At 69.3% G+C, this 19,253-nt stretch carries 22 protein-coding genes; 16 read left to right on the forward strand and 6 right to left on the reverse strand.

Features of this window, described 5'->3' with window-relative positions:
• On the forward strand, positions 1-523 hold a 523-nt coding region (locus tag ACFXJ8_RS24475), incomplete at its 5' end, for a dihydrofolate reductase family protein (RefSeq protein ID WP_379646263.1).
• Positions 524-853: 330 nt separating this feature from the next.
• Here the strand turns inward: ACFXJ8_RS24475 and ACFXJ8_RS24480 are convergent.
• Entirely contained in the window at positions 854-1,486 is a 633-nt protein-coding gene (locus ACFXJ8_RS24480) for a TetR/AcrR family transcriptional regulator (RefSeq protein ID WP_379646264.1), read from the reverse strand.
• A gap of 89 nt (positions 1,487-1,575) precedes the next feature.
• Here ACFXJ8_RS24480 and ACFXJ8_RS24485 point away from each other — a divergent pair, with 89 nt between their 5' ends.
• On the forward strand, positions 1,576-1,971 hold the full coding sequence (locus tag ACFXJ8_RS24485) for a DUF1761 domain-containing protein (RefSeq protein WP_379646265.1): 396 nt from the start codon (positions 1,576-1,578) through the stop codon (positions 1,969-1,971).
• On the forward strand, positions 1,971-2,372 hold the full coding sequence (locus tag ACFXJ8_RS24490) for a DUF1801 domain-containing protein (protein ID WP_379646266.1): 402 nt from the start codon (positions 1,971-1,973) through the stop codon (positions 2,370-2,372). The genes ACFXJ8_RS24485 and ACFXJ8_RS24490 overlap by 1 nt, the downstream gene beginning before the upstream one ends.
• 188 nt (positions 2,373-2,560) lie before the next feature.
• Here ACFXJ8_RS24490 and ACFXJ8_RS24495 read toward each other — a convergent pair whose 3' ends face one another.
• A complete protein-coding gene (locus ACFXJ8_RS24495) occupies positions 2,561-3,244 on the reverse strand; it encodes a sulfite exporter TauE/SafE family protein (RefSeq protein WP_379646267.1) in 684 nt (227 codons plus the stop codon).
• A 278-nt stretch (positions 3,245-3,522) separates the two neighbouring features.
• On the opposite strand from ACFXJ8_RS24495, the gene ACFXJ8_RS24500 reads away from it, so the two are divergent.
• Complete coding sequence (locus ACFXJ8_RS24500; protein WP_379646268.1) at positions 3,523-4,203, forward strand: neutral zinc metallopeptidase; 681 nt, start codon at positions 3,523-3,525, stop codon at positions 4,201-4,203.
• 42 nt (positions 4,204-4,245) lie between these two features.
• Here the strand turns inward: ACFXJ8_RS24500 and ACFXJ8_RS24505 are convergent, their stop codons facing one another.
• Positions 4,246-4,545, reverse strand: coding sequence for a helix-turn-helix domain-containing protein (locus ACFXJ8_RS24505; protein ID WP_379646269.1), 300 nt, complete (start codon positions 4,543-4,545; stop codon positions 4,246-4,248).
• 46 nt (positions 4,546-4,591) lie between these two features.
• The gene (locus ACFXJ8_RS24510) at positions 4,592-4,984 is read right to left on the reverse strand and encodes a type II toxin-antitoxin system RelE/ParE family toxin (RefSeq protein WP_379646270.1); all 393 of its coding nucleotides are present in this window, start codon (positions 4,982-4,984) and stop codon (positions 4,592-4,594) included.
• Between the two features lie 811 nt (positions 4,985-5,795).
• Between ACFXJ8_RS24510 and ACFXJ8_RS24515 the strand changes: the two genes are divergently transcribed.
• From ACFXJ8_RS24515 to ACFXJ8_RS24550, 8 genes are all read left to right on the forward strand, one after another.
• On the forward strand, positions 5,796-6,554 hold the full coding sequence (locus ACFXJ8_RS24515) for a hypothetical protein (protein WP_379646271.1): 759 nt from the start codon (positions 5,796-5,798) through the stop codon (positions 6,552-6,554).
• 3 nt (positions 6,555-6,557) lie between these two features.
• The gene (locus ACFXJ8_RS24520; protein ID WP_379646272.1) at positions 6,558-7,061 is read left to right on the forward strand and encodes a hypothetical protein; all 504 of its coding nucleotides are present in this window, start codon (positions 6,558-6,560) and stop codon (positions 7,059-7,061) included.
• The gene (locus ACFXJ8_RS24525; RefSeq protein ID WP_379646273.1) at positions 7,058-7,564 is read left to right on the forward strand and encodes a hypothetical protein; all 507 of its coding nucleotides are present in this window, start codon (positions 7,058-7,060) and stop codon (positions 7,562-7,564) included. Before ACFXJ8_RS24520 ends, ACFXJ8_RS24525 begins: the two co-directional genes overlap by 4 nt.
• Positions 7,565-7,567: 3 nt before the next feature.
• Positions 7,568-7,729, forward strand: coding sequence for a hypothetical protein (locus tag ACFXJ8_RS24530; RefSeq protein ID WP_379646274.1), 162 nt, complete (start codon positions 7,568-7,570; stop codon positions 7,727-7,729).
• An 18-nt stretch (positions 7,730-7,747) separates the two neighbouring features.
• Positions 7,748-8,290, forward strand: a complete 543-nt coding sequence (locus tag ACFXJ8_RS24535; RefSeq protein ID WP_379646275.1) for a hypothetical protein — start codon at positions 7,748-7,750, stop codon at positions 8,288-8,290.
• A complete protein-coding gene (locus ACFXJ8_RS24540) occupies positions 8,287-8,670 on the forward strand; it encodes a MauE/DoxX family redox-associated membrane protein (protein ID WP_379646276.1) in 384 nt (127 codons plus the stop codon). Before ACFXJ8_RS24535 ends, ACFXJ8_RS24540 begins: the two co-directional genes overlap by 4 nt.
• Before the next feature lie 66 nt (positions 8,671-8,736).
• The gene (locus ACFXJ8_RS24545) at positions 8,737-9,246 is read left to right on the forward strand and encodes a SigE family RNA polymerase sigma factor (RefSeq protein ID WP_379646277.1); all 510 of its coding nucleotides are present in this window, start codon (positions 8,737-8,739) and stop codon (positions 9,244-9,246) included.
• Positions 9,243-10,322: a hypothetical protein gene (locus ACFXJ8_RS24550; RefSeq protein ID WP_379646278.1), complete on the forward strand. Its 1,080-nt coding sequence runs from the start codon at positions 9,243-9,245 to the stop codon at positions 10,320-10,322. The genes ACFXJ8_RS24545 and ACFXJ8_RS24550 overlap by 4 nt, the downstream gene beginning before the upstream one ends.
• Positions 10,323-10,394: 72 nt before the next feature.
• Here ACFXJ8_RS24550 and acnA read toward each other — a convergent pair whose 3' ends face one another.
• Positions 10,395-13,127, reverse strand: a complete 2,733-nt coding sequence (acnA, locus tag ACFXJ8_RS24555) for an aconitate hydratase AcnA (protein ID WP_379646396.1) — start codon at positions 13,125-13,127, stop codon at positions 10,395-10,397.
• 146 nt (positions 13,128-13,273) lie between these two features.
• Positions 13,274-13,999, reverse strand: coding sequence for a metal-dependent hydrolase (locus tag ACFXJ8_RS24560; protein WP_379646279.1), 726 nt, complete (start codon positions 13,997-13,999; stop codon positions 13,274-13,276).
• Positions 14,000-14,327: 328 nt separating this feature from the next.
• Between ACFXJ8_RS24560 and ACFXJ8_RS24565 the strand changes: the two genes are divergently transcribed.
• The 4 genes from ACFXJ8_RS24565 to ACFXJ8_RS24580 are packed head-to-tail and all read left to right on the forward strand — an operon-like array spanning position 14,328 to position 18,762.
• A complete protein-coding gene (locus tag ACFXJ8_RS24565; protein ID WP_379646280.1) occupies positions 14,328-15,095 on the forward strand; it encodes an ABC transporter ATP-binding protein in 768 nt (255 codons plus the stop codon).
• Positions 15,080-16,900, forward strand: a complete 1,821-nt coding sequence (locus ACFXJ8_RS24570) for a hypothetical protein (RefSeq protein ID WP_379646281.1) — start codon at positions 15,080-15,082, stop codon at positions 16,898-16,900. Before ACFXJ8_RS24565 ends, ACFXJ8_RS24570 begins: the two co-directional genes overlap by 16 nt.
• 36 nt (positions 16,901-16,936) lie before the next feature.
• Positions 16,937-18,145, forward strand: a complete 1,209-nt coding sequence (locus ACFXJ8_RS24575) for a sensor histidine kinase (protein WP_379646282.1) — start codon at positions 16,937-16,939, stop codon at positions 18,143-18,145.
• Positions 18,142-18,762, forward strand: coding sequence for a response regulator (locus tag ACFXJ8_RS24580; RefSeq protein ID WP_379646283.1), 621 nt, complete (start codon positions 18,142-18,144; stop codon positions 18,760-18,762). Before ACFXJ8_RS24575 ends, ACFXJ8_RS24580 begins: the two co-directional genes overlap by 4 nt.
• Positions 18,763-19,253 lie beyond the last annotated feature (491 nt).

The following is a 19,253-nucleotide window of genomic DNA, read 5'->3' on the forward strand; positions in this document are numbered from 1 at the left end:
CGCCGGTCCGGACATCGGTGCGGAGCATCCCATGGGTAAGGGCGGCATGCGACTGCACGAGTGGATGTTCACCGACCAGCCCGACCCGCGAGACAAGGAGGTCCTCGCAACGATGTCCGCTTCGGTCGGCGCGGTCGTGGTCGGCAGGCGCACGTTCGACGTCGGCCTGCCGCACTGGCAGGACACCCCTTATCCGGCACCGACCGTCGTGCTCACCCACGAGATCCGCGACGAACTCGTCATGAAGAGCGCGACGTTCACCTTCATCGCCGACGGCATAGAGGCTGCCCTGAAGGCCGCGCAGGACGCGGCCGGCGACAGGGACGTGATAGTGATGGGTGCCCAGACAGGACGGCAGTTCCTGCGCGGCGGACTGCTGGATGAGTTGCTGATCAACCTGGTGCCGGTCGTGCTGGGCTCTGGAAGCCGGCTGCTGGAAGACATTGGCCACATCGAGTTGATGCGCACGCAGGTGGTCGCCTCGGACGCGGTCACGCACCTGCGGTTCCGGGTCGTGAAGTAACGGCCTACGGCACGGAGTGTGCGGGAGCGGACACTCGGCCGACGCCCCCCGAAAGTGCAAAGTAAGTCCGAACAAGATCGGCGGTCGCTGTTCGGGCCTACTTTGCAACCCGCAGGTCAGCACACTCAGCCCTGCAAGGTTCGGTCGGAACAGACAGGATGTCCTGTGGTTGGCGGTTCTCATCGCGCAGGACAGAGCCGGCCTGCGACGCAGGGTCGCTTTTCCGGACCTTTGATCAGGAGGGTTCCCGCGGCACGACGAGGCGGTCGATCGTGCACGAGTTGTTGGCAGCGAGGTCGCCCACGCCCGCGGTCTGATCGCGGGCCGGCTTCAGTGGGCGGCGAGGAAGACGCGCACCGCCTCGTCGGCGATGTCGTCCAGTTCGGCCTGTGTGTACATCGCGGCGTTACCCATGAACGCGGTGCGCTGCAGCGGCATCGACACCACGAGCCAGGTGAACATGTAGGCGGCGCGCTCGGGGTTGGGGATCTTCAGCAGCCCGCGCTCGTCGAGCCGCGCGAGCGTCCTGGCGAGCAGGTCAAGGGTGCGGACCCAGCTGCGCTCGTAGTACTCGCGGCCGATTTCCGGGAACCGGTCCGCCTCGGCCATCACGAGGCGGCGCATGCGCAGAACCTGCGGCGCCATGATTCCGCTGATCGTGAGGCGGGCGTGGCGGCGGAACGCCTCGATGAGGTCGTCCGCGTCGGCGTCGGCCAGCGCGAGAATGTGCGGGCGGAAGAACTCATACCCCCGGTCGACCGCGTCGAGGACCACGCTGGAGAACAGCTCCTCTTTGTCGGCGAAGTACTGGTAGACGGTCCGCTTGGACGCCCCCGCCGCCGTCGCGACGGCGTCCATACTGGCGCCAAGGTAGCCGTGTGTGGTGAACACGTCGCTGGCGGCGGCCAGGATCTCGGCACGCTTGCGGGCGTACCGCTGCTCGGCGAGGGACAGCTCGGCCATGAAACCTCCTTGACGCGAGAACACTACTCGGTTTAGTTTTCGTCCATGAACACTAACCAGTGTAGTTTCCTATCCTGTGGAGGTGTTTCATGACCGCCACTTTCATCGCGGTGCCTGTCGCGGCCGTCGTCGCGTTCGTGCTGAGCTCCACGTTCTACGCCGTCGCCACGCCGTTCGAGAGGCGGCTGCTCGGCGGGGCCGCGCCGGTGCGGGACGCGCGCCCGTCGCCGGTGATGATCCTGCTGGAACTGACCCGGAGCATGCTCACGGCCGGGGTCCTCGCCGGAGTGGCGCGGGCCATGGACCTCTCGGCAGTGGGACCCACGCTCCTGCTCGCCGGCGCGCTGTGGCTGGGGTTCCCCTTCGTCCTGCTCACCGGGTCGGTGCTGTGGGACAAGGCACCCAGGGTCACGGCGGTCATGCACGGCGGTGACTGGCTGGTCAAGCTCCTCGCGATGGCCGCGGTCGTCGGGCTGGTGGCGTGATGGCGTACGTAGCGGATCCTCGGGTGGACGCCTACATCGACGCGCTTCCCGAGTGGCAGCAGGACATCTGCCGGCAGGTGCGCGAGATCGTCCACGCCGCGGACCCCGAGGTCACCGAGACGATCAAGCGCACGGTCCAGCCCTACTTCGTCCTCAACGGCAACATCTGTGCACTGCTCGCCGCGAAGACTCATGTGAACGTGTTCCTCTACGACGGGGGCATCGTGCCCGACCCGGAAGGAATCATCACCGGCGGCCACGACAACAAGACGGCCCGCACGGTCGCCTTTCACCGAGGCGAGACGATCAACGTGCCCGCACTCTCCCAGATGTTCCGACACATCATCGCCAACAACCGCGCCGGCGGCTGGCGCAAGATCAAAGCCCAGCGCCGGAACTGATGGCCCCACTGCGTCGACAGGCCGTCCGATGGACGTTGGGCCACGGTACGGCCGAGGCCGTCATCGCTTCGGGTCGCGCTGCGACAGGCCGGCGACCGTGATCGCATGGCGAGCGCGGAAGGCACGGGATGAGGTCAGCCCACCAGCGTCTGCCGATCAACGCGAGCGTGGAAGACACGGCCGCCTGGTCAACCGACCAGCGTCTGCCCGATCAATGCGAGCGCGGAGAGCGTGGCCACCGCGAGAACGGCCCTCCTGATCCCGCTTCCGTCGAGGTAGCGGCGCAGCGGGCCAGACACGAGGAAGCCCGCGATCAGGAACGGGATCAGCGCCGCCCCCGACGCCAACGCCCTGACGGGCAGGTGGTCCACGAGCCAGAGAATGACCAGCGACTGGGCGGCGCTGAGGAAGAAGAAGGCGGCCAGCGTCGCGCGGATCTGCGGGCCCTTGGCGCTCTGGTAGACCAGCGCGACCGGCGGGCCGCCGATGCCGGTGGCGGTGCCGGTGATGCCGGAGGCGAAGCCCGCCGCCGTGATCGTCCAGCCGTTCCTCGACACGGCGACGGCTCGGGCGGTCAGCGCGACGGCGATCAGCACCATGACGCCGACGAACAGGCCGAGCGTTCGCGTCGAGACGTACACGACGATGAGCGCGCCGATCGCGCTGCCGGGCAACCGGCCGGCGACGGCGAACCCGAGACCGCGCCAGTCGATCCTGCGCCATTCGACGGCGAGGGTGAACAGCGGCAACGTGGCATTGACGACCTGGATCGAGCCTGGCATGAGGGTGGGGTCGAGCATCGTCATGACGGGCGCGGCGACCAGGCCCAGCCCGAAGCCGACGGCGCCCTGGACGATCGCACCCACGAACACCGACAATCCTGCCAATAGGATGATCAAACCCTCAGAAGTCATGCGCTCTATGCTGCAGGATCGTGCGATCTTCCCTTCTCTCGGCCACCGTGTGCGCCGCCGCCCTCCTGTCACCGGCGCCGCCGTCGGCCACAGCGCTCTCCGCTTCCCCGATCCTTCCCGAAACCACCTTCACTGCTCGTGGATTCGCTACCGCCATTCCCCGGCTCGCCCCTCCCCCCTCCGGCGCCTTCTCCGCTGGCGGGGCGTCTTCGGCGGCGGCCTCCCCCGGAGCGGCTGTGCCGGACAGGCTCTACAAGACCGGCAGGCTCCGCGTCGCGTCCTGCCCCGAACCGCCTCTCGTCTCCGGTGGGATCCCGCGGCCGAAGGAGTACCTGAACGCGATCACGAAATGTCTGGACGCGGGATGGTCGGCGCACTTCAAGAGGGCACAACTCGCCTATCGCAAGCCGAGGATCCTCTACGTCGAGGAGCCCATGGACCGGGTCTGCGGCGTGCGCTGGCCCGGCGGCGCGGCGGCGTTCTACTGCACCGACGCGGCGACCCTCGTCTTCCCCCTCCAAGGACAGTGGATCGACGGGCGCACCGACCTGTACCCGCTGAAGGTCGCCGCCCACGAGTACGGGCACCACGTGCAGCAGCAGGCGGGCATCAGACGCGCCTACGAGAAGCTCGTGCGCGCCCGCAGGAAGGACCAGGCCGAGCTGGGCCGCCGTTATGAACTCCAGGCCGACTGCCTGTCAGGGGTGTTCATCGGCAGCGTCCGGCGCTCCCTCGGCCGCTCGGCACAGGACTGGACGGCTCTGGTCGATGCCGTCAAGGCCAGCGGAGACGACCCTGAGGGCCCGCGCAGCCACGGCTCCGGAACCAGTCGCGCGTCCTGGCTCAAGCGAGGCTACGCGGCCGTGTCGCTTTCGGCGTGCGACACGTGGTCGGCACCGTCGGCCAAGGTCACCTGACACAGGCGATGTCAACCACGAAAGCCGTAACGATCAGTACGTTCAGCTCGCTTCGCGGAGGGGTGTCATCTGCACACTGAGCCGCATTTCCAGCGCCTCCGCAACGCGCTCCAGCATGGGGATGGTCGGCATCGTCCCGCCCGCTTCGAGGCGCGCCACCGCTGGCTGCTTGAGTCCCGCGCGCTCGGCCAACTCGGCCTGGGTCAGGCCCAGCTCCTCCCTGCGCCTGCGTACGGCCTCGCCGAGCTGGAAGCGGATCCGAGCGGCCTCGTAGGCGCTTCCTGCGCCGGGACGGCTCATGATCTCGGCGCGTTTGTCGGACCATGCCCTTCGCTCGGCCATGTCGCTCACTCCTCGTCTGCCGTGTGGGCCTCGGCGACGCATCGCTTCATGGCCCGCACCGCCCGTTCGATTTCGTTCTCGCATCCGCTGCTTGCGGAACACCGTCAGCAGGATGATGCGCCTGCTCGGCGCGATCCAGTAGCTGATGCGTACCGACCTCACCCGAGAGATGGAATCGGAGCTCCCGGAGTTTGCCGCGCAGTTGCCTGGTGTATGGCTCGTCGAGGAGTACTCCGCGCTCAGCCAGCAGATCGACATAAAAGACGGCTGTCTCCTGATCCTCCTGGTTGAGCGAATCGAACCACTCGTCAACCTCGGGTTCCAGTTCCACTTCTCCCCACTTCATAACATGAACGTTATAAGCCTGGCAAGCGAGGCGTCTCTTAAATGAGGAAAGAGCACGTGGGGCCGACCTGCCGACTCCGATCCCAAACGTCATCGATCTATCCGGGATCCCGGGGTGCGTGGTCAACGGGGGCGGGAGCCCCAGGGGGAAGGCCAGCCCCGAGCCGGAGGCGAGGGACCATGCTTTTGCGTGCCGTACCGGAGAAAATGCCGCCCCCCGCGCGGTGTGATGCGCGGGGCGGCGGCGTAGTCGGGTGGTTCCCCCGAGATGGGCGCGTCAAGGACGCGCCCGCCCGGCCGCGGGCCGGGCTCCCGCCGCCCGCGGCCCGGCGGATGACCGGGCGCGGCGACCAGGCCCATGCCGAAGCCGACGCCACCTTGGACGACCGCCCCCCCAAATACTGCCAAAGCAGCCAAAAGCGTGATCAAAACGTCAGGAGTCATGGGGTCCATGCTGCACGGCTGCTCCCTCCCGTCTCGGAACGACCCCAGCCCAGCGGCCTCCGGCGCGGTCGTGCGCGGGGGTGGGTGGCTGGGTCTCTGGGGCTGGGGAGGCTGCATCCGGATCCGGCGCCTCCCGCCACGGTGCAACCCCCGCCTTCCACCCCTGAGCCGGCCTGTGGCGTTGGGACGGCCACTGGAAGGGAGGGGTTACGGGCCACCCGGAATCCCGAAAAACCCCGGCGAAACGGGAAGCGGAGATTTCCTGATCTTGCTCTTGTCAACGGGTTGGCCGTTGATCAATCATTGGCCCCGTCAGCAGCGCGATCGCGAACCGCGCCTGTGCACCGCTCCGTTCCGCCGTCGACACACGCTGCTATTCCCCACTCTCCAGCGAGCCCGCCGAGCCTGACGTTCTCGCTGGTCGCAATGCCTTCACGGGCCCCAGGAAAGGTTTGCGGGAGATGGAACAGAATTCAACAGTCCGCACAATAGACAATCAACTCATCAACCTCGAAATCGACGGCGTGGAGCCCGACGAGCTCCACACCTGGACGGGGCATATCCGCTACACCCCCAGGTACGGCGGACGCGAGACCACCTCCGACGTCTGGGCGCTGGAGCTGGCCCCGAAGTCGGCGCTGGGCGTCGCCGTGTCCTCGGTGGGCGGCAAGGAGCGCGAGCGCTTCGCCCTCGCCGGCGGCGAACTGGTCATCTACGACTGCGAGAACCCGTCGGACGCGCGGTGGGCGGCCTGGCTCGGCCCATGGAACATGGCGCACGGCCTGTTCTACGCGCCGCAGTGGGAGTCCGGCGACATCGTGGCGACGTTCACCCGGCTGCAGTGGACCGACACCCCCGAAGGGCTGATCGCCACGCCTGGCCGGCGCTTCCACCTCCAGCAGGCGGTCTACCTCCAGACCGTGGCAGGCGTCGGCACCCTGCAGGTGGAGCCGAAGCGGCAGGCCGCCAGCCAGGTCCCCCACTTCAGGGGCTACTCCGCCCCTGCGGGCGAGGTGTGGCGGGTGCCCAGCGGGGAAGGGCCCGAGCACGAGACGCTGCTGATGGTCACCGACACCGCGGTGATCAGGGTGAGCCCGTGGGACGCCCCGCGCAAGGGCCTGCAGGCCGCCAACGGGGTGGCGACCAGGTCCGGCGGTGGCACGCCGGAGGCGGCCGCGGAGTTCCTCACGAAAGTCAAGCGCGCCTCGTACGGAGCGTGAGGGGTGGACCCGATCACGGCCGCGGTCCTGATCCTCTTCGTCCTGGTCGCGCTGGTGTTCGCGGCCGGCGCGGGCCTCTACCGCCGGGTGCGCGACCTTGAGCTCGCCACCTACAACGGCGTGGGCGTGCGCCTCGCCGCCGGCGGCGAGGAGAGCGCGGGGATCGGCCGTCCCGGCCAGACCACCATCGCCGTCAAGGTCAACCGGCAATGCCCGATCTGCGAGGACGTGCTGCTCGCCGTCGGGAAGCTGGCAGCCGACCTGCCCGAAGGCGTCGGCTTCACCGTGGTGTCCGACGACCCGGGTTTCGACAAGGAGCTGCCCGGATCGGTGCAGGTCATCAGGGATCCCAAGGTCTGGCGGTCGGTCACCGTACCCTACGTGCCCGCCCTGCTCGTCGTGGACGAGCAGGGGATCGTCGTGCACACGACGCCCGCGGGCTCAGGAGAGATCGTGTCGGAGACAGTCGACCGGGTGATCGCCCGGCGAAAGGAAGTGAAGCTGTGAAGAACCTCTCCCGTCCAGCCCTCCTCGACCAGATCCCGAGCGTCGCCGACGAGCCGGAGTCGCCGGAACCGTCCAGGTACGCGGTGACCGAGCGGCGGTGGAGCCGCCGCAGGCTCTTCGGCACGGTCGCGGGCGTCACGGTCGCCGCCGGGCTCGGCGCTCTCGACCTGCTGCCGTGGTCCAAGCCGAAGGCGGCGCACGCGCTGGACCAGTGGCCCATGGGCGACTGCCGCGGCTTCTTCCACTCCACCACCGTGTGCGTGCCCAACACTGCGTACTACGGCAGCGACAACTGCACGGGTAGCTGGCACAGGAACCAGGGCGGCTCCGGCACCTGCTACAACTACCGCTACACGCCGAACGCGACGTCCTGCAACACTAAGAACGCCTGGCGGTGGACCGGTCGCACCGCCCGCCGCAAGTGCTCCGACGGCTGGTACGAGTTCAACGACTGCGGCGGCGGCAGGGTCTCCCGCTTCTCCATCTGCCGGACCGCGATCTGACAGATGCGGACGCTTAATCCCGCCACCCGCCTCCTGCTGCCCGCCCTGGGCCTGATCGTCGCGGCGGAGGTGGCGACCGCGTTCGCCTCCGGCTTCGACCAGCGGGGCTTCACCTGGCTCGTGGCGGCACTGGTGGCGGGTTTCTCCCTGTCGGGCTCGGTTTGAAGCCTCAACAGCGCCTGGGTGCTGTCCTCGTCGGTCCGACGGGGTTCTGATGCGGCCGGCTTCATCGCCGGTCTGTTCGTCGGGGCATTCCCGACCGCGTTCGCCTTCATGGTCATCGGCTCGCTGGTTCGAGCGCCGCTGCCCCTGATCGCCTGCCAGGTGCTGGCAGGGCTGGCGGCGATCGTGTTCCTGCTGCGGGAGTTCCAGCTGGTCAGCTTCCCGCTGCCGCAGAACGCCCGGCTGGTGCCGCAGTTCGTCGCGCACACGCCGTTCTGGGGTTCGGTGCAGTTCGGCGCGGAGATGGGCACAGGAATGCGCACCTACTCCCCGACCGGGCTGCCGCATATCATGGCGATCTCGCTCTTCCTGCTGGGGTCGTGGTCCGACGCGCTCATGGCGGGGGCAGGGTTCGCTCTCGGCAGGGCGCTCATGCTGCTCACCTTCCTGCTCGCACGGGACAAGAAGAGAGCCGACACCGCGTTCGACTTCGCGCTGCCGAAGATGACGTGGCTGTTCGCGCTGTTGTTCCTCCCGCTGGCGGTCATCCTGGTGGCATCGTGACCCTGCTCGTCCTCCGGTACGGCCTGGCCGCCATCCTGGCCATGGCCGTCCTGGGCAAGGTTCGCCGCTTCGCCGCCTTCCGCGACAGCCTGGGTGCCTACGGGCTGCGCGGCGGGCTCGCCTCGGCGGGCGCCTTCACGGTCGTAGCCGTGGAGGCGCTCGCCGTGGCGCTGGCCGTGTCCGCCGCGGACGACGCGCTGGTCGGGATGGCGGGCGCCGTCCTCGGCACGATCTTCACGGGCCTGCAGGTCTATCTGCTGGCCGGCGGCAATCGGGCGCCGTGTCTGTGCTTCGGCACGGCTGCCCCTGTCTCGGCCGCCTCACTGGCGCGCGCGGCGGTCGTGCTGCTCGCCGGGCTGGTGCTGCTGTTCGCGGGATGAGCCTCAACCTTTCGCGGGCCCCGCTGGGTTATGGGGTAAGAGCATCCGTGACGCTGAGGGGCGCCTGTGACAGATCCTGAAGGGTTCCATGAGTTCGTGACGGCGCGGGGGGTCGCGCTGTCACGCACGGCGTTCCTGCTCACCGGGGACCATCACACGGCCGCTGATCTGGTGCAGGAGGCGCTGGCCAAGACGGCCGCGCGCTGGCGGCGGATAGCGGCCGGCGGCAACCCGGAAGCCTATGTCCGCACCGTCATGCTCAACCAGTTGCGGACCTGGCGCAGGCCGCGTCGTCTGGCGTTCTTCGCCGCGGCGGAGGTGCCGGAGACGGCGGGGCCCGACGAGTCGGGCGGGAGCGACAGGAAGATCATGCTGGCGCGTGCGCTGGCCGTACTGACGCCTCGGCAGCGGGCGGTGCTCTATCTGAGGTTCTACGAGGACCTGTCCGAGTCTCAGGTCGCCGCGCGGCTGAACTGCTCGGTCGGCACGGTGAAACGGCACACGCACGACGCGCTCGGCCGGCTGCGCGCGGTCGCGCCCCAGCTGCTCGGCGCGTCCGAGGAGGCGCGCTCATGAACGAGAAGGACGATTCCGTGCAGGCGCTTCGCGCCGCCTATCGCGCGATGGAAGCAGAAGCGCGCGACTACGCCGATCCAGGCCGGGCGGTGGCCGTCGCGCGCCGCCGCGGCAGGGCCAGGATCGCCGTGGCGGGGGTCTGTCTCGCCGTGGTCGCCATGCTGGCGGGCGCGGGACTGCGGCTGTGGCCTGGGGAGGCGCCCGCCGTGATCGCCGCCACCCCGTCGTCGCCGGTCGTGATCACCCCTCCGGCCACGGCCGCGCCGCTGCCCGAGGCCGGGACGGGGCAGCCGGGCCTGATGGTGTATACGCCGTGCATGCACGGCTGCCCGACGTACGTGGCGCTGGCCGACGGGCGGCAGCATCTGCTCGGCGAGAAGACGGCGCCGCCTCCCGGCAACCTCACCCTCTCGCCCGACGGCCGCTGGCTGGGCCTGCCTGTCGCGACCGGCTACGAACTGCGCGACCTGGTCAGCGGGACGGTCCACCAGATCGCCTTCCCAGGGCGGAGCGACCATGGGGCCGTGCTGAGCCCGTGGGCGTGGTCGGCCGACGGCCGGCGGCTGATCCTGGGCCATCACGCCAGCGGCGACGTGCTCGCCTATCTGGAGGTGGACGTGAACACCGGGCGGACCAGCGTGCCCGCCGTGCCCCGTGGCTTCGAGCCCCTCGGCCTGCTGGTGACGGGCGAGCTGCTGCTGTTCGAGGAGAGCCGGTACGGCAAGCAGGCCACCCGCGTCGAGCTGGCCGTCGGCGGGCCTGAGCGCACGATCACGCTGGACGGGGGCGCCACGCCGCTGGTCACCGCGGACGGGGGCCCGTCGATCCAGGTCCGTGGCGACCGCTTCTACGCGGTGGCGCCCGACCTCACGGCGGTCGTCGAGTTCGACGCGACGGGCAGGGAGGTGCGCCGCCTGCCGTTGCGCTCCGGTGAAGGGCCGCTGGGTCCTCTTCAGGACGGGTTCGCCGTCCAGTCGGGACCGGTTGTCGAGGTTCGGACGCCGTCGGGCGCCAGGAGGCTGGCCGATCTGCCCGAGACCGCGTTGGTCGTGTTGCCTGGCATGGCCAGGCACTGAGGCGCCCTTCGAGGGGTCTGCTCCCGAAGCCCGCCCCCGGCGTGATGGCCGGGGGCGGGCGCGGGGAGTCCCCTACTTGGCCAGCAGCGACCGCAGCACGTACTGCATGATGCCGCCGTGCCGGTAGTAGTCGGCCTCACCGGGCGTGTCGATGCGGACCACCGCGTCGAACTCGACGTCGCCGGCCTTCACGTGGACGGTGCCGGGGATCGAGCCCTGGTTGAGCTCCTCGACGCCGGTGATGTCGAAGCTCTCCTCACCGCTCAGCCCCAGCGAGGCGGCCGACTGGCCCTCGGGGAACTGCAGCGGCAGGACGCCCATGCCGATCAGGTTGGAGCGGTGGATGCGCTCGTAGGACTCGGCGATGACGGCCCTGACGCCCAGCAGCGCCGTGCCCTTGGCCGCCCAGTCGCGCGAGGAGCCGGAGCCGTACTCCTTGCCCGCCAGGACCACCAGCGGCGTGCCCGACTCGGCGTAGTTGACCGAGGCGTCGTAGATGAACGACACCGGGCCGTCGGCCTGGGTGAAGTCGCGGGTGTAGCCGCCCTCGGTGCCGGGCGCGATCTGGTTGCGCAGGCGGATGTTGGCGAACGTGCCGCGGATCATCACCTCGTGGTTGCCGCGCCGCGAGCCGTAGGAGTTGAAGTCCTTGACCTCGACGCCGTTGGCCTGCAGGTACTGCGCGGCGGGGGTGCCGACCTTGATCGAGCCCGCGGGCGAGATGTGGTCGGTGGTGACCGAGTCGCCGACCTTCACCAGGACCCGGGCGCCGGTGATGTCGCTGACGGGCACGGGCTTTTCGGGCATGCCGTCGAAGTAGGGGGCCTTGCGCACGTAGGTGGAGGCGGGGTCCCACTCGAAGGTGTTGCCGGTCGGGATCGGCAGCGACTGCCAGGTCTCGTCGCCCTTGAAGACGTCGGCGTAGTCACGCTCGAACATCTCGCGGCCGATGGAGGAGTTGACGACCTCGGCGACCTCTTCGGGCGAGGGCCAGATGTCCTTGAGGAAGACCGGCCGGCCGTCGGTGCCCACGCCGAGCGGCTCGGTGTCGAGGTCGATGTCCATCGTGCCCGCGAGCGCGTAGGCGACCACCAGCGGCGGCGAGGCCAGGTAGTTCATCTTCACGTCGGGGTTGATGCGGCCCTCGAAGTTGCGGTTGCCGGACAGGACCGCGGTGACGGCCAGGTCGTGCTCCTGGATGGCGGCGGAGATCTCCTCGGGCAGCGGGCCCGAGTTGCCGATGCAGGTGGTGCAGCCGTAGCCGACCAGGTTGAAACCGATCTTGTCGAGGTACGGCTGGAGCCCCGAACGCTCGAAGTAGCCGGTGACGACCTGCGAGCCGGGGGCCAGCGAGGTCTTGACCCACGGCTTGCGGGTCAGGCCCTTCTCCACCGCGTTGCGCGCCAGCAGGGCGGCGCCCAGCATGACGAACGGGTTGGAGGTGTTGGTGCAGCTGGTGATGGCGGCGATGGAGACGATGCCGTGGTCGATCTCGAAGCTGGTGCCGTCGGCGAGCGTGACGGGCACCGGCTTGTGCGGGCGGCCGTTGGCGCTGGCGTTGGAGGCGGGCGCGTCGGAGGCGGGGAAGGACTCCTCGCCTGCCTCGTCGAGGCCGTCGGAGACGTAGTTGAGCACGTCGTGACGCCAGGTGGACTTGGCCGACGACAGCGCGATGCGGTCCTGCGGGCGCTTCGGGCCGGCGATCGAGGGGACGACCGTGGCCAGGTCGAGCTCGATGTACTCGGAGAAGACCGGCTCCCCGGCCGAGGGGTCGAGCCACAGGCCCTGGGCCTTGGCGTACGCCTCGGTGAGGGCGATCTGCTCCTCGGAACGGCCGGTCAGGCGCAGGTAGTCGATGGTCTGACCGTCGATCGGGAAGATCGCGCAGGTGGAGCCGAACTCGGGGCTCATGTTGCCGATCGTGGCCCGGTTGGCCAGCGGCACCGAGGAGACGCCCTCGCCGTAGAACTCGACGAACTTGCCGACCACGCCGTGCTTGCGCAGCATCTCGGTGATGGTCAGCACCAGGTCGGTGGCGGTCGCGCCGGCGGGCAGCTTGCCCGTCAGCTTGAAGCCGACCACGCGCGGGATGAGCATCGAGATCGGCTGGCCGAGCATCGCGGCCTCGGCCTCGATGCCGCCGACGCCCCAGCCGAGCACGCCGATGCCGTTCTCCATCGTGGTGTGGGAGTCGGTGCCGACGCAGGTGTCGGGGTAGGCCTTGCCGTCGCGGGTCATGACGACGCGCGCCAGGTGCTCGATGTTGACCTGGTGGACGATGCCGGTGCCGGGCGGGACCACCTTGAACTCGTCGAAGGCGGTCTGGCCCCAGCGCAGGAACTGGTAGCGCTCGCGGTTGCGCTCGTACTCCCTCTCCACGTTGCGCTGGAAGGAGTCGGGGTGGCCGAAGTAGTCGACGATGACCGAGTGGTCGATGACCATCTCGGCGGGCGCCAGCGGGTTGATGCGGGCGGGGTCGCCGCCGAGGTCGCGCACGGCCTCGCGCATGGTGGCCAGGTCGACGACGCACGGCACGCCGGTGAAGTCCTGCATGATGACGCGGGCGGGCGTGAACTGGATCTCCACGCTCGGAGCGGCTGACGGGTCCCACTGGCCCAGCGCACGGATGTGGTCGGCGGTGATGTTGGCGCCGTCCTCGGTGCGAAGGAGGTTCTCCAGCAGGATCTTCAGGCTGTACGGGAGGCGGGCAGCGCCCTCGACGGCATCCAGCCGGAAGATCTCGTAAGCCGCGTCGCCGACGCGTAGCGTGTCACGGCTGCCGAAGCTGTTCGCGGACACGGTGATTCGCCTCCTCGTTAGACAAGTTCTCAGTCACAGATCCTCCCGCACTTGAGCACCTCTCACGACGTTAGGTCACCCTAACTCGCAGGTGGCGGTGGATCTCTCGACATCAAGATATCTCGGTAAGTATCTCGACATCAAGTTACCCGCTAGTAGGCCAGTCTCCAGTACAGGAGGCCGAGAATGGCGACGGAAAGTGCCGGCGCGAGAATCTTCTGCTCGAACTTCTTGCCGGTCTTGATGCCGATCTTCCACGGCAGCATGAACTTGTAGGCCATCGGCCACAGCACGGGGCAGCCGCGCTCGGTCATGCAGTCGCCGACCACGTGGATGAGGCAGCCGAGCGCCACCGCGACGCCCAGCCACGCGTAGCCGACTCCCAGCGACCTGAACACCACGAACAGTCCCGCGGTGAGGCCGACGTTGACCATCGCCGAGCCCAGTTTGTTGCCGGGGATGCCGATGCCTATCGCGCGCAGGGCCAGCCCGATGAGCAGGACGACCATGACATCTCTGCCGATCGGCTGGCTGCCGGCCAGCCAGTGCGCGCCGAACCCCATCGCGACCGCGAACACCAGGGAGTGCGTCGCCCCCCTGTGCCCGCCCGACAGCCAGGAGACCGCCTTGCTGAGCAGCCAGGTCATGGGGCCGAAGGTCTGCGCGATCGTCGCGCTCGGATGGTCGAGATCGGGCAGCATCGCGGCGCCCGCGCACACCAGCGCGCCCGCGAGGATCTCGGCGGGGGAGAGCGCGCCCGCCATGATGCCGGTTTCGATGAACCTGCTCGACTCGTTCAACAGGGGGAGCACGGCCAGCGCGGGCGCGAGGCCCAGCCAGGCGGCGGCTCCGGTCAGCGCGTGCGTGTGCCCCATCATGTCAAGATCACGCTACGTCATCGTACGGCAAAGCGCGCGCCACGCGTTCGCATAGTGGTTCGGCCACGCAGGGCGTCAACGCCAGAGGGCTCAAGGCGCGGCGACACTCGCGTCTCGGCCGGGTGAGCGCATCCCAGGAGGCGAAGGGCGGCGGCCTTCGGGGACGACGAGCCAGCCGAACATGTGCCGGTGGACAGTGACCCTGTGACCCGCAACACGTACCAGCCGCCCCCTCGGAGCATCAACCGATCGGTTGATGCCGGAATCCACCACCCCGCTCCCCGTCCGGACGATCCGCCACCCCCCGCCCCCGCGCGATTCTCAAGGCATGCCAACACACCGGGAGCCCGCCCTCCGCACCATCGGACTCCGCAAAGCCTTCGGCGACCACGTGGCCGTCGACGACATCCACCTCACCGTCCCCGCCGGATCCTTCTACGGCCTGGTCGGCCCCAACGGCGCCGGCAAGACCACCACCCTGGCCATGGCCGTCGGCCTGCTCCGCCCCGACGCCGGCAGCGCCGAGATCTTCGGCGTCGACGTCTGGCGTGACACCGTCCATGCCAAGGAACTGATCGGCGTGCTGCCCGACGGCAACGCCATGCCGGAACGGCTCACCGGCCGCGAGGTCCTCACCTACCTCGGCCTGTTGCGCGGCCTGCAGCCCGCCGTCGTCGCCGAGCGCACCGACGAACTCCTCCAGATCCTCGAACTCGACTCCGCAGAGCGGACCCTGGTCATCGAATACTCCACCGGCATGCGCAAGAAGATCGGTCTGGCCGTCGCCCTGCTGCACGCGCCCCGCCTGCTCGTCCTGGACGAGCCCTTCGAGGCCGTCGACCCCGTCTCCGCAGCCACGATCAGGACCATCCTGCGCAGGTTCGCAGGCAACGGCGGCTCCGTGATCATCTCCAGCCACGTCATGGCCCTCGTCGAGCAGCTCTGCGACCACGTGGGCGTCATCTCCGACGGCCGCGTCGTAGCCGCCGGGCCGCTGGCCGACGTACGCGGCGCCGGAACCCTGGAGGACGCCTTCGTCGACCTCGTCGGCGCCCGCCCCGGAGGAACGGAGGGGCTGGCATGGCTCACCTCCTGACCCCCGGCCCGGCCGCCTTGGCACAGCACATGATCCGCATGCGGCTGGCACTCATGCGCAACTCCCTGCGCGGCGACAACGCCTCCAACCTCTACACCGGCGTCTCGCTCGGGCTGATCCTGGCCTTCGCAACGATCGCCGTCGCCGTCCTGTGGCCCGCCTACCTGCCCCTCACCCTGGCCGTGTGGCTCTCCGGCTGGATCTTCGGCCCCATCTTCATCGGGGGCGGCAGCGAGGCCCTCCGCCCCGAATACTTCTCCATGCTCCCGGCCACGCCAGGCCGGATCGCGGCGGCACTGCTCGCCGGAGCTTTCGCGGGCCCCGCACCTGCGGTCAATCTCATCGCGCTGCTGTCCCTGCCCGTGTACGGCTGGCGCTTCGGCCCGGCCGGAGTGCTCATCGGCCTGGCAGCAGCCGTCACCACGCTCATCACCATGGTGATGATCTCCCGCGTCATCGTGGCGCTCATCGGGCTGTTCGTCAGATCCCGCGCCACCGCGGCCGCCGTCGGCATCGTGACCGGCACCGCCATCGCCCTGTGCAGCAACGGCTGGGCACCCGTCGCAGCTCTGGGCGGCACCGACACCGCCGCCTGGTCCCAGGTCCTCATCCGCGCCCTGCCCTCCGGATGGGGTGTGGCCGCCATCGAAGCCTCCTGGCCCCTCGCCCTCGCCATCCTCGTCGCCAACGCCGGCGTGATCGCCCTCCTCCTGGCCACCTGGGCCGGCCTGCTGTCGCGGCGCGTCGTCTCGGCCGCACGCGGCGGTGTGCCGCCCCGCCGCGGCACGCCCCGCCCCTTCCCCACCACCAGCGGCGCCCGCATCACCGCCGCCAAGGAACTACGCGCCTGGTGGCGCGACCTCGTCCGCATCCAGCTCCTCGCCACCGCCTTCTCCTACGCCACCGTCACCCCGCTCCTGCTCGTCACCCTCGACGCCTGGATCATGGTCCCCTTCACGGGACTCATCGCGATCGTGATGGCCGCCGCGTCCTCGGCCAACCTCTACGGCGCCGACGGGACCGCCCTCTGGCTCACCCTCATGACCCCCGGCGCGGAACGCGCCGACGTCCGCGGACGTCAACTGGCCTGGCTCCTCATCGTCGGCCCAGCCGCAGTGGTCCTCTCCCTGGCCGGCACCCTCGTCAGCGGCCAGACCTGGGCCTGGCCGTGGGTACTCGGCCTGCTCCCCGCCCTCCTCGGCGGCGGCGCCGGAGTCATCGTCCTGCTCGCCGTCACCTCGCTCGTCCCCGGCACCGACCCCCACAAGCGCGGCGGCAACCCGCTCAGCACCGGCGCCGACGAAACCGCCGAAACCAGCCTCGCCTGGCTCGTGCTCGTCGCGGTCCCCGCCACCGCCCTGCCCGCGGCCGGCGCCATCCTCCTGCACCCCTGGGCCGGCATCGCCACCGGTGTGCTGACCGGCGCCTTCAGCGCCTGGGGATTCGGCAAGATCGCCTACCGCAGACTCGAGAACCACGGGATCGATCTGCTCAACCTCATGAAGCACGGCCCGGCACCCCAGGCCGACAAACCCACCACCGCGGACCTCCCCATCCGGCACCGCATCGGCGTCACGATCAGCTACACCATCGCCTGGCTTCCCCTGTTCCCCCAGGGGCTCGTGCCCATGGTCATGAAGATCTTCGGCATCGAGGACCGCGTATGGTTCCTCGCCCTTCATCTCCCGCCGATCTGGCAATGGCCCACCATCATCTTCATGATCGCCCTAGGGCTGCTCATGTACGGCTACGCCATCCTGATCCCCATGCGCCTAAGCTCGTCCTCGTCGGCCGCCACCAGGTGAAACCCATCCGTACCCGAGAGGAGGGGCGCGCCCCGGATGAACGACCCCTTCCCGCTCTCCACCTGGGAACGACGCTTCGAGCGCGTCGTCGAGATCGTCCCCTACATCACCCTCGCCGCTTCCCTCGCCATCAGCCTGGCCTCATCCGACCGGCCCGAAGGCGGGATCCCCCGCACCCTCGCGCTCACCGCCCTGGCCCTCGCCTGGATTCTCGGCGCCCACACCCTCCTCCCCGCCGCCGTGCGCCGACGGAGGGTCGCCGTCACCGTTCACTTCGCCGGCGTCCTGGCCACCGCCGCGCTGCTGACCTTCCACGACCCCATCTTCATCATCTACTGCATCTCCGGCTTCTTCCTCGCCGCCAACTTCGCTCCCTCCAAGTGGACCTTCGCCGCCGTCGCCGCCACCTCCTTCGTCCTGTACGGATCGACGGTCGACTGGGCCCAGGCCACCATCCAGCTCATCGCCTTCCACCTGGCGATCGTCGCCGTGCAGACCGTCGCCATCGGCGGCGGCCACATCGCAGGCATCAGGATCGAGGACCGGCAGCGCAAATACCGGAAGGCAGTCAGCGACCTTCAGACCGCCCTGGAGGAGAACGCCGACCTCCACGCCCAGCTCCTCACCCAAGCCCACCAGGCCGGCATCCTCGACGAACGCCAGCGCATGGCACGCGAAATCCACGACACCCTCGCCCAAGGCCTCACCGGCATCATCACCCAGCTACGCGCCGCCCAACGCGTCGAGGACTCTGACACCCACCTCGAACTCGCGCTCAACCTCGCCCAGGACAGCCTCACCGAAGCCCGTCGCTCCGTCGCCGCTCTCCAGCCCCACCAGCTCGAGGACGCCCACCTCCCCGAAGCCATGACCACCCTGGCCCGCAACTGGACCCAGACCACCGGCGTCGACCTCCACGTCGAAGTGACCGGCGACCGCGTCCCCCTCAGCCCCGCCATCGAGGTCACCCTCTTCCGCGTCGCCCAGGAAGCCCTCGCCAACGTCGCCAAACACGCGGGCGCCACCCGCGCCGGCCTCACCCTCTCCTACACCGGCGCCGTCGTCCTCCTCGACATCCGCGATGACGGCACCGGCATTCACAACCCCAACGGCAAAGGATTCGGACTCAGCAGCATGAGACAACGCGTACGCGGCGTCGGCGGCTCCCTCGAAATCGAGAGCACGCCCGGCGAGGGCACCGCCGTCAGCGCCACCGTCCCCGCGCTCCAAGGAAACCCCCGGTGATCCGCCTCCTCATCGTGGACGACCACCCCATCGTCCGCGACGGCCTGCGCGCCGCCTTCGAAGCCGAACCCGACATCGATGTCGCCGGCGAAGCCGCCAACGGCCGCGAAGGCATCGAACGCGCCGCCGCACTCGAGGTCGACATCGTCCTCATGGACCTGCGCATGCCCGAAATGGACGGCGTCAGCGCCATCACCGCCCTGCGCCACTCCCACCCCCGCATCAAGACCCTCGTCCTGACCACCTTCGATGGCGACTCCGACGTCCTGCCCGCCATCGAAGCCGGCGCCACCGGCTACCTCCTCAAAGACGCCCCCACCGACGAACTCCTGCGTGCCGTCCGCGCCGCAGCCGCCGGCGAGCCGGTCCTGTCCCCCTCGGTCGCCGGCCGCCTGATGGGCCAGGTACGCCGACCGGTAAAGGCTGCCCTTACCGACCGCGAACTCCAGGTCCTCGCCCTCGTCGCCGACGGCGCCTCCAATCGCCAGGCGGCCGCCAAACTCTTCATCAGCGAGGCCAGCATCAAGACCCACCTGCTGCACATCTACGACAAACTCGGCGTCCGCGACCGCGCCGCCGCCGTCGGCGAGGGTTATCGACGAGGTTTGCTCAGTTAGTCGGCCAACAGCCCGCCTTTACCGAGACCCACCTCCGCCTACCTGCGGGAACGCCGCAGATGGCGGCTGGTGGGGCCGACCTTGCCAACAGGCCGATCCCGGAGAGCGGGAGCGGGAGGGCTCGGCCGGGAGGCGGGGCTGCGGGACCCGGGGCGCGAAGGCGGCGAGGCCGGGGAGCGAGGGTGAACGAGACCCGAGGAGGGTGGGCTCCGGAGCGGGGGCCTGGGGCGGGACACAACAAAGACGAGGTCGTTACCGTGGCGACAGCACCCCCCAGCCCTGCCGACGCGGAACGACCTCGTCTGCTCTAGTTAACGGCCTCCATCCCCCTGACTGTTCCCGATTTCCGCGACTTTTTCGTGATCTAGCTCACTCTGTTGGCCAGACCATGACCAAGCACGGAACAAAGGGTTGCTATCGACACATTACCGATATATCGTCGAAGCATCGAGAGCGGTCGATGGTCGATCGCGTACCCAATGGAGAGCACC

Source organism: Nonomuraea sp. NPDC059194 (assembly GCF_042754765.1).
Lineage (GTDB): Bacteria > Actinomycetota > Actinomycetes > Streptosporangiales > Streptosporangiaceae > Nonomuraea.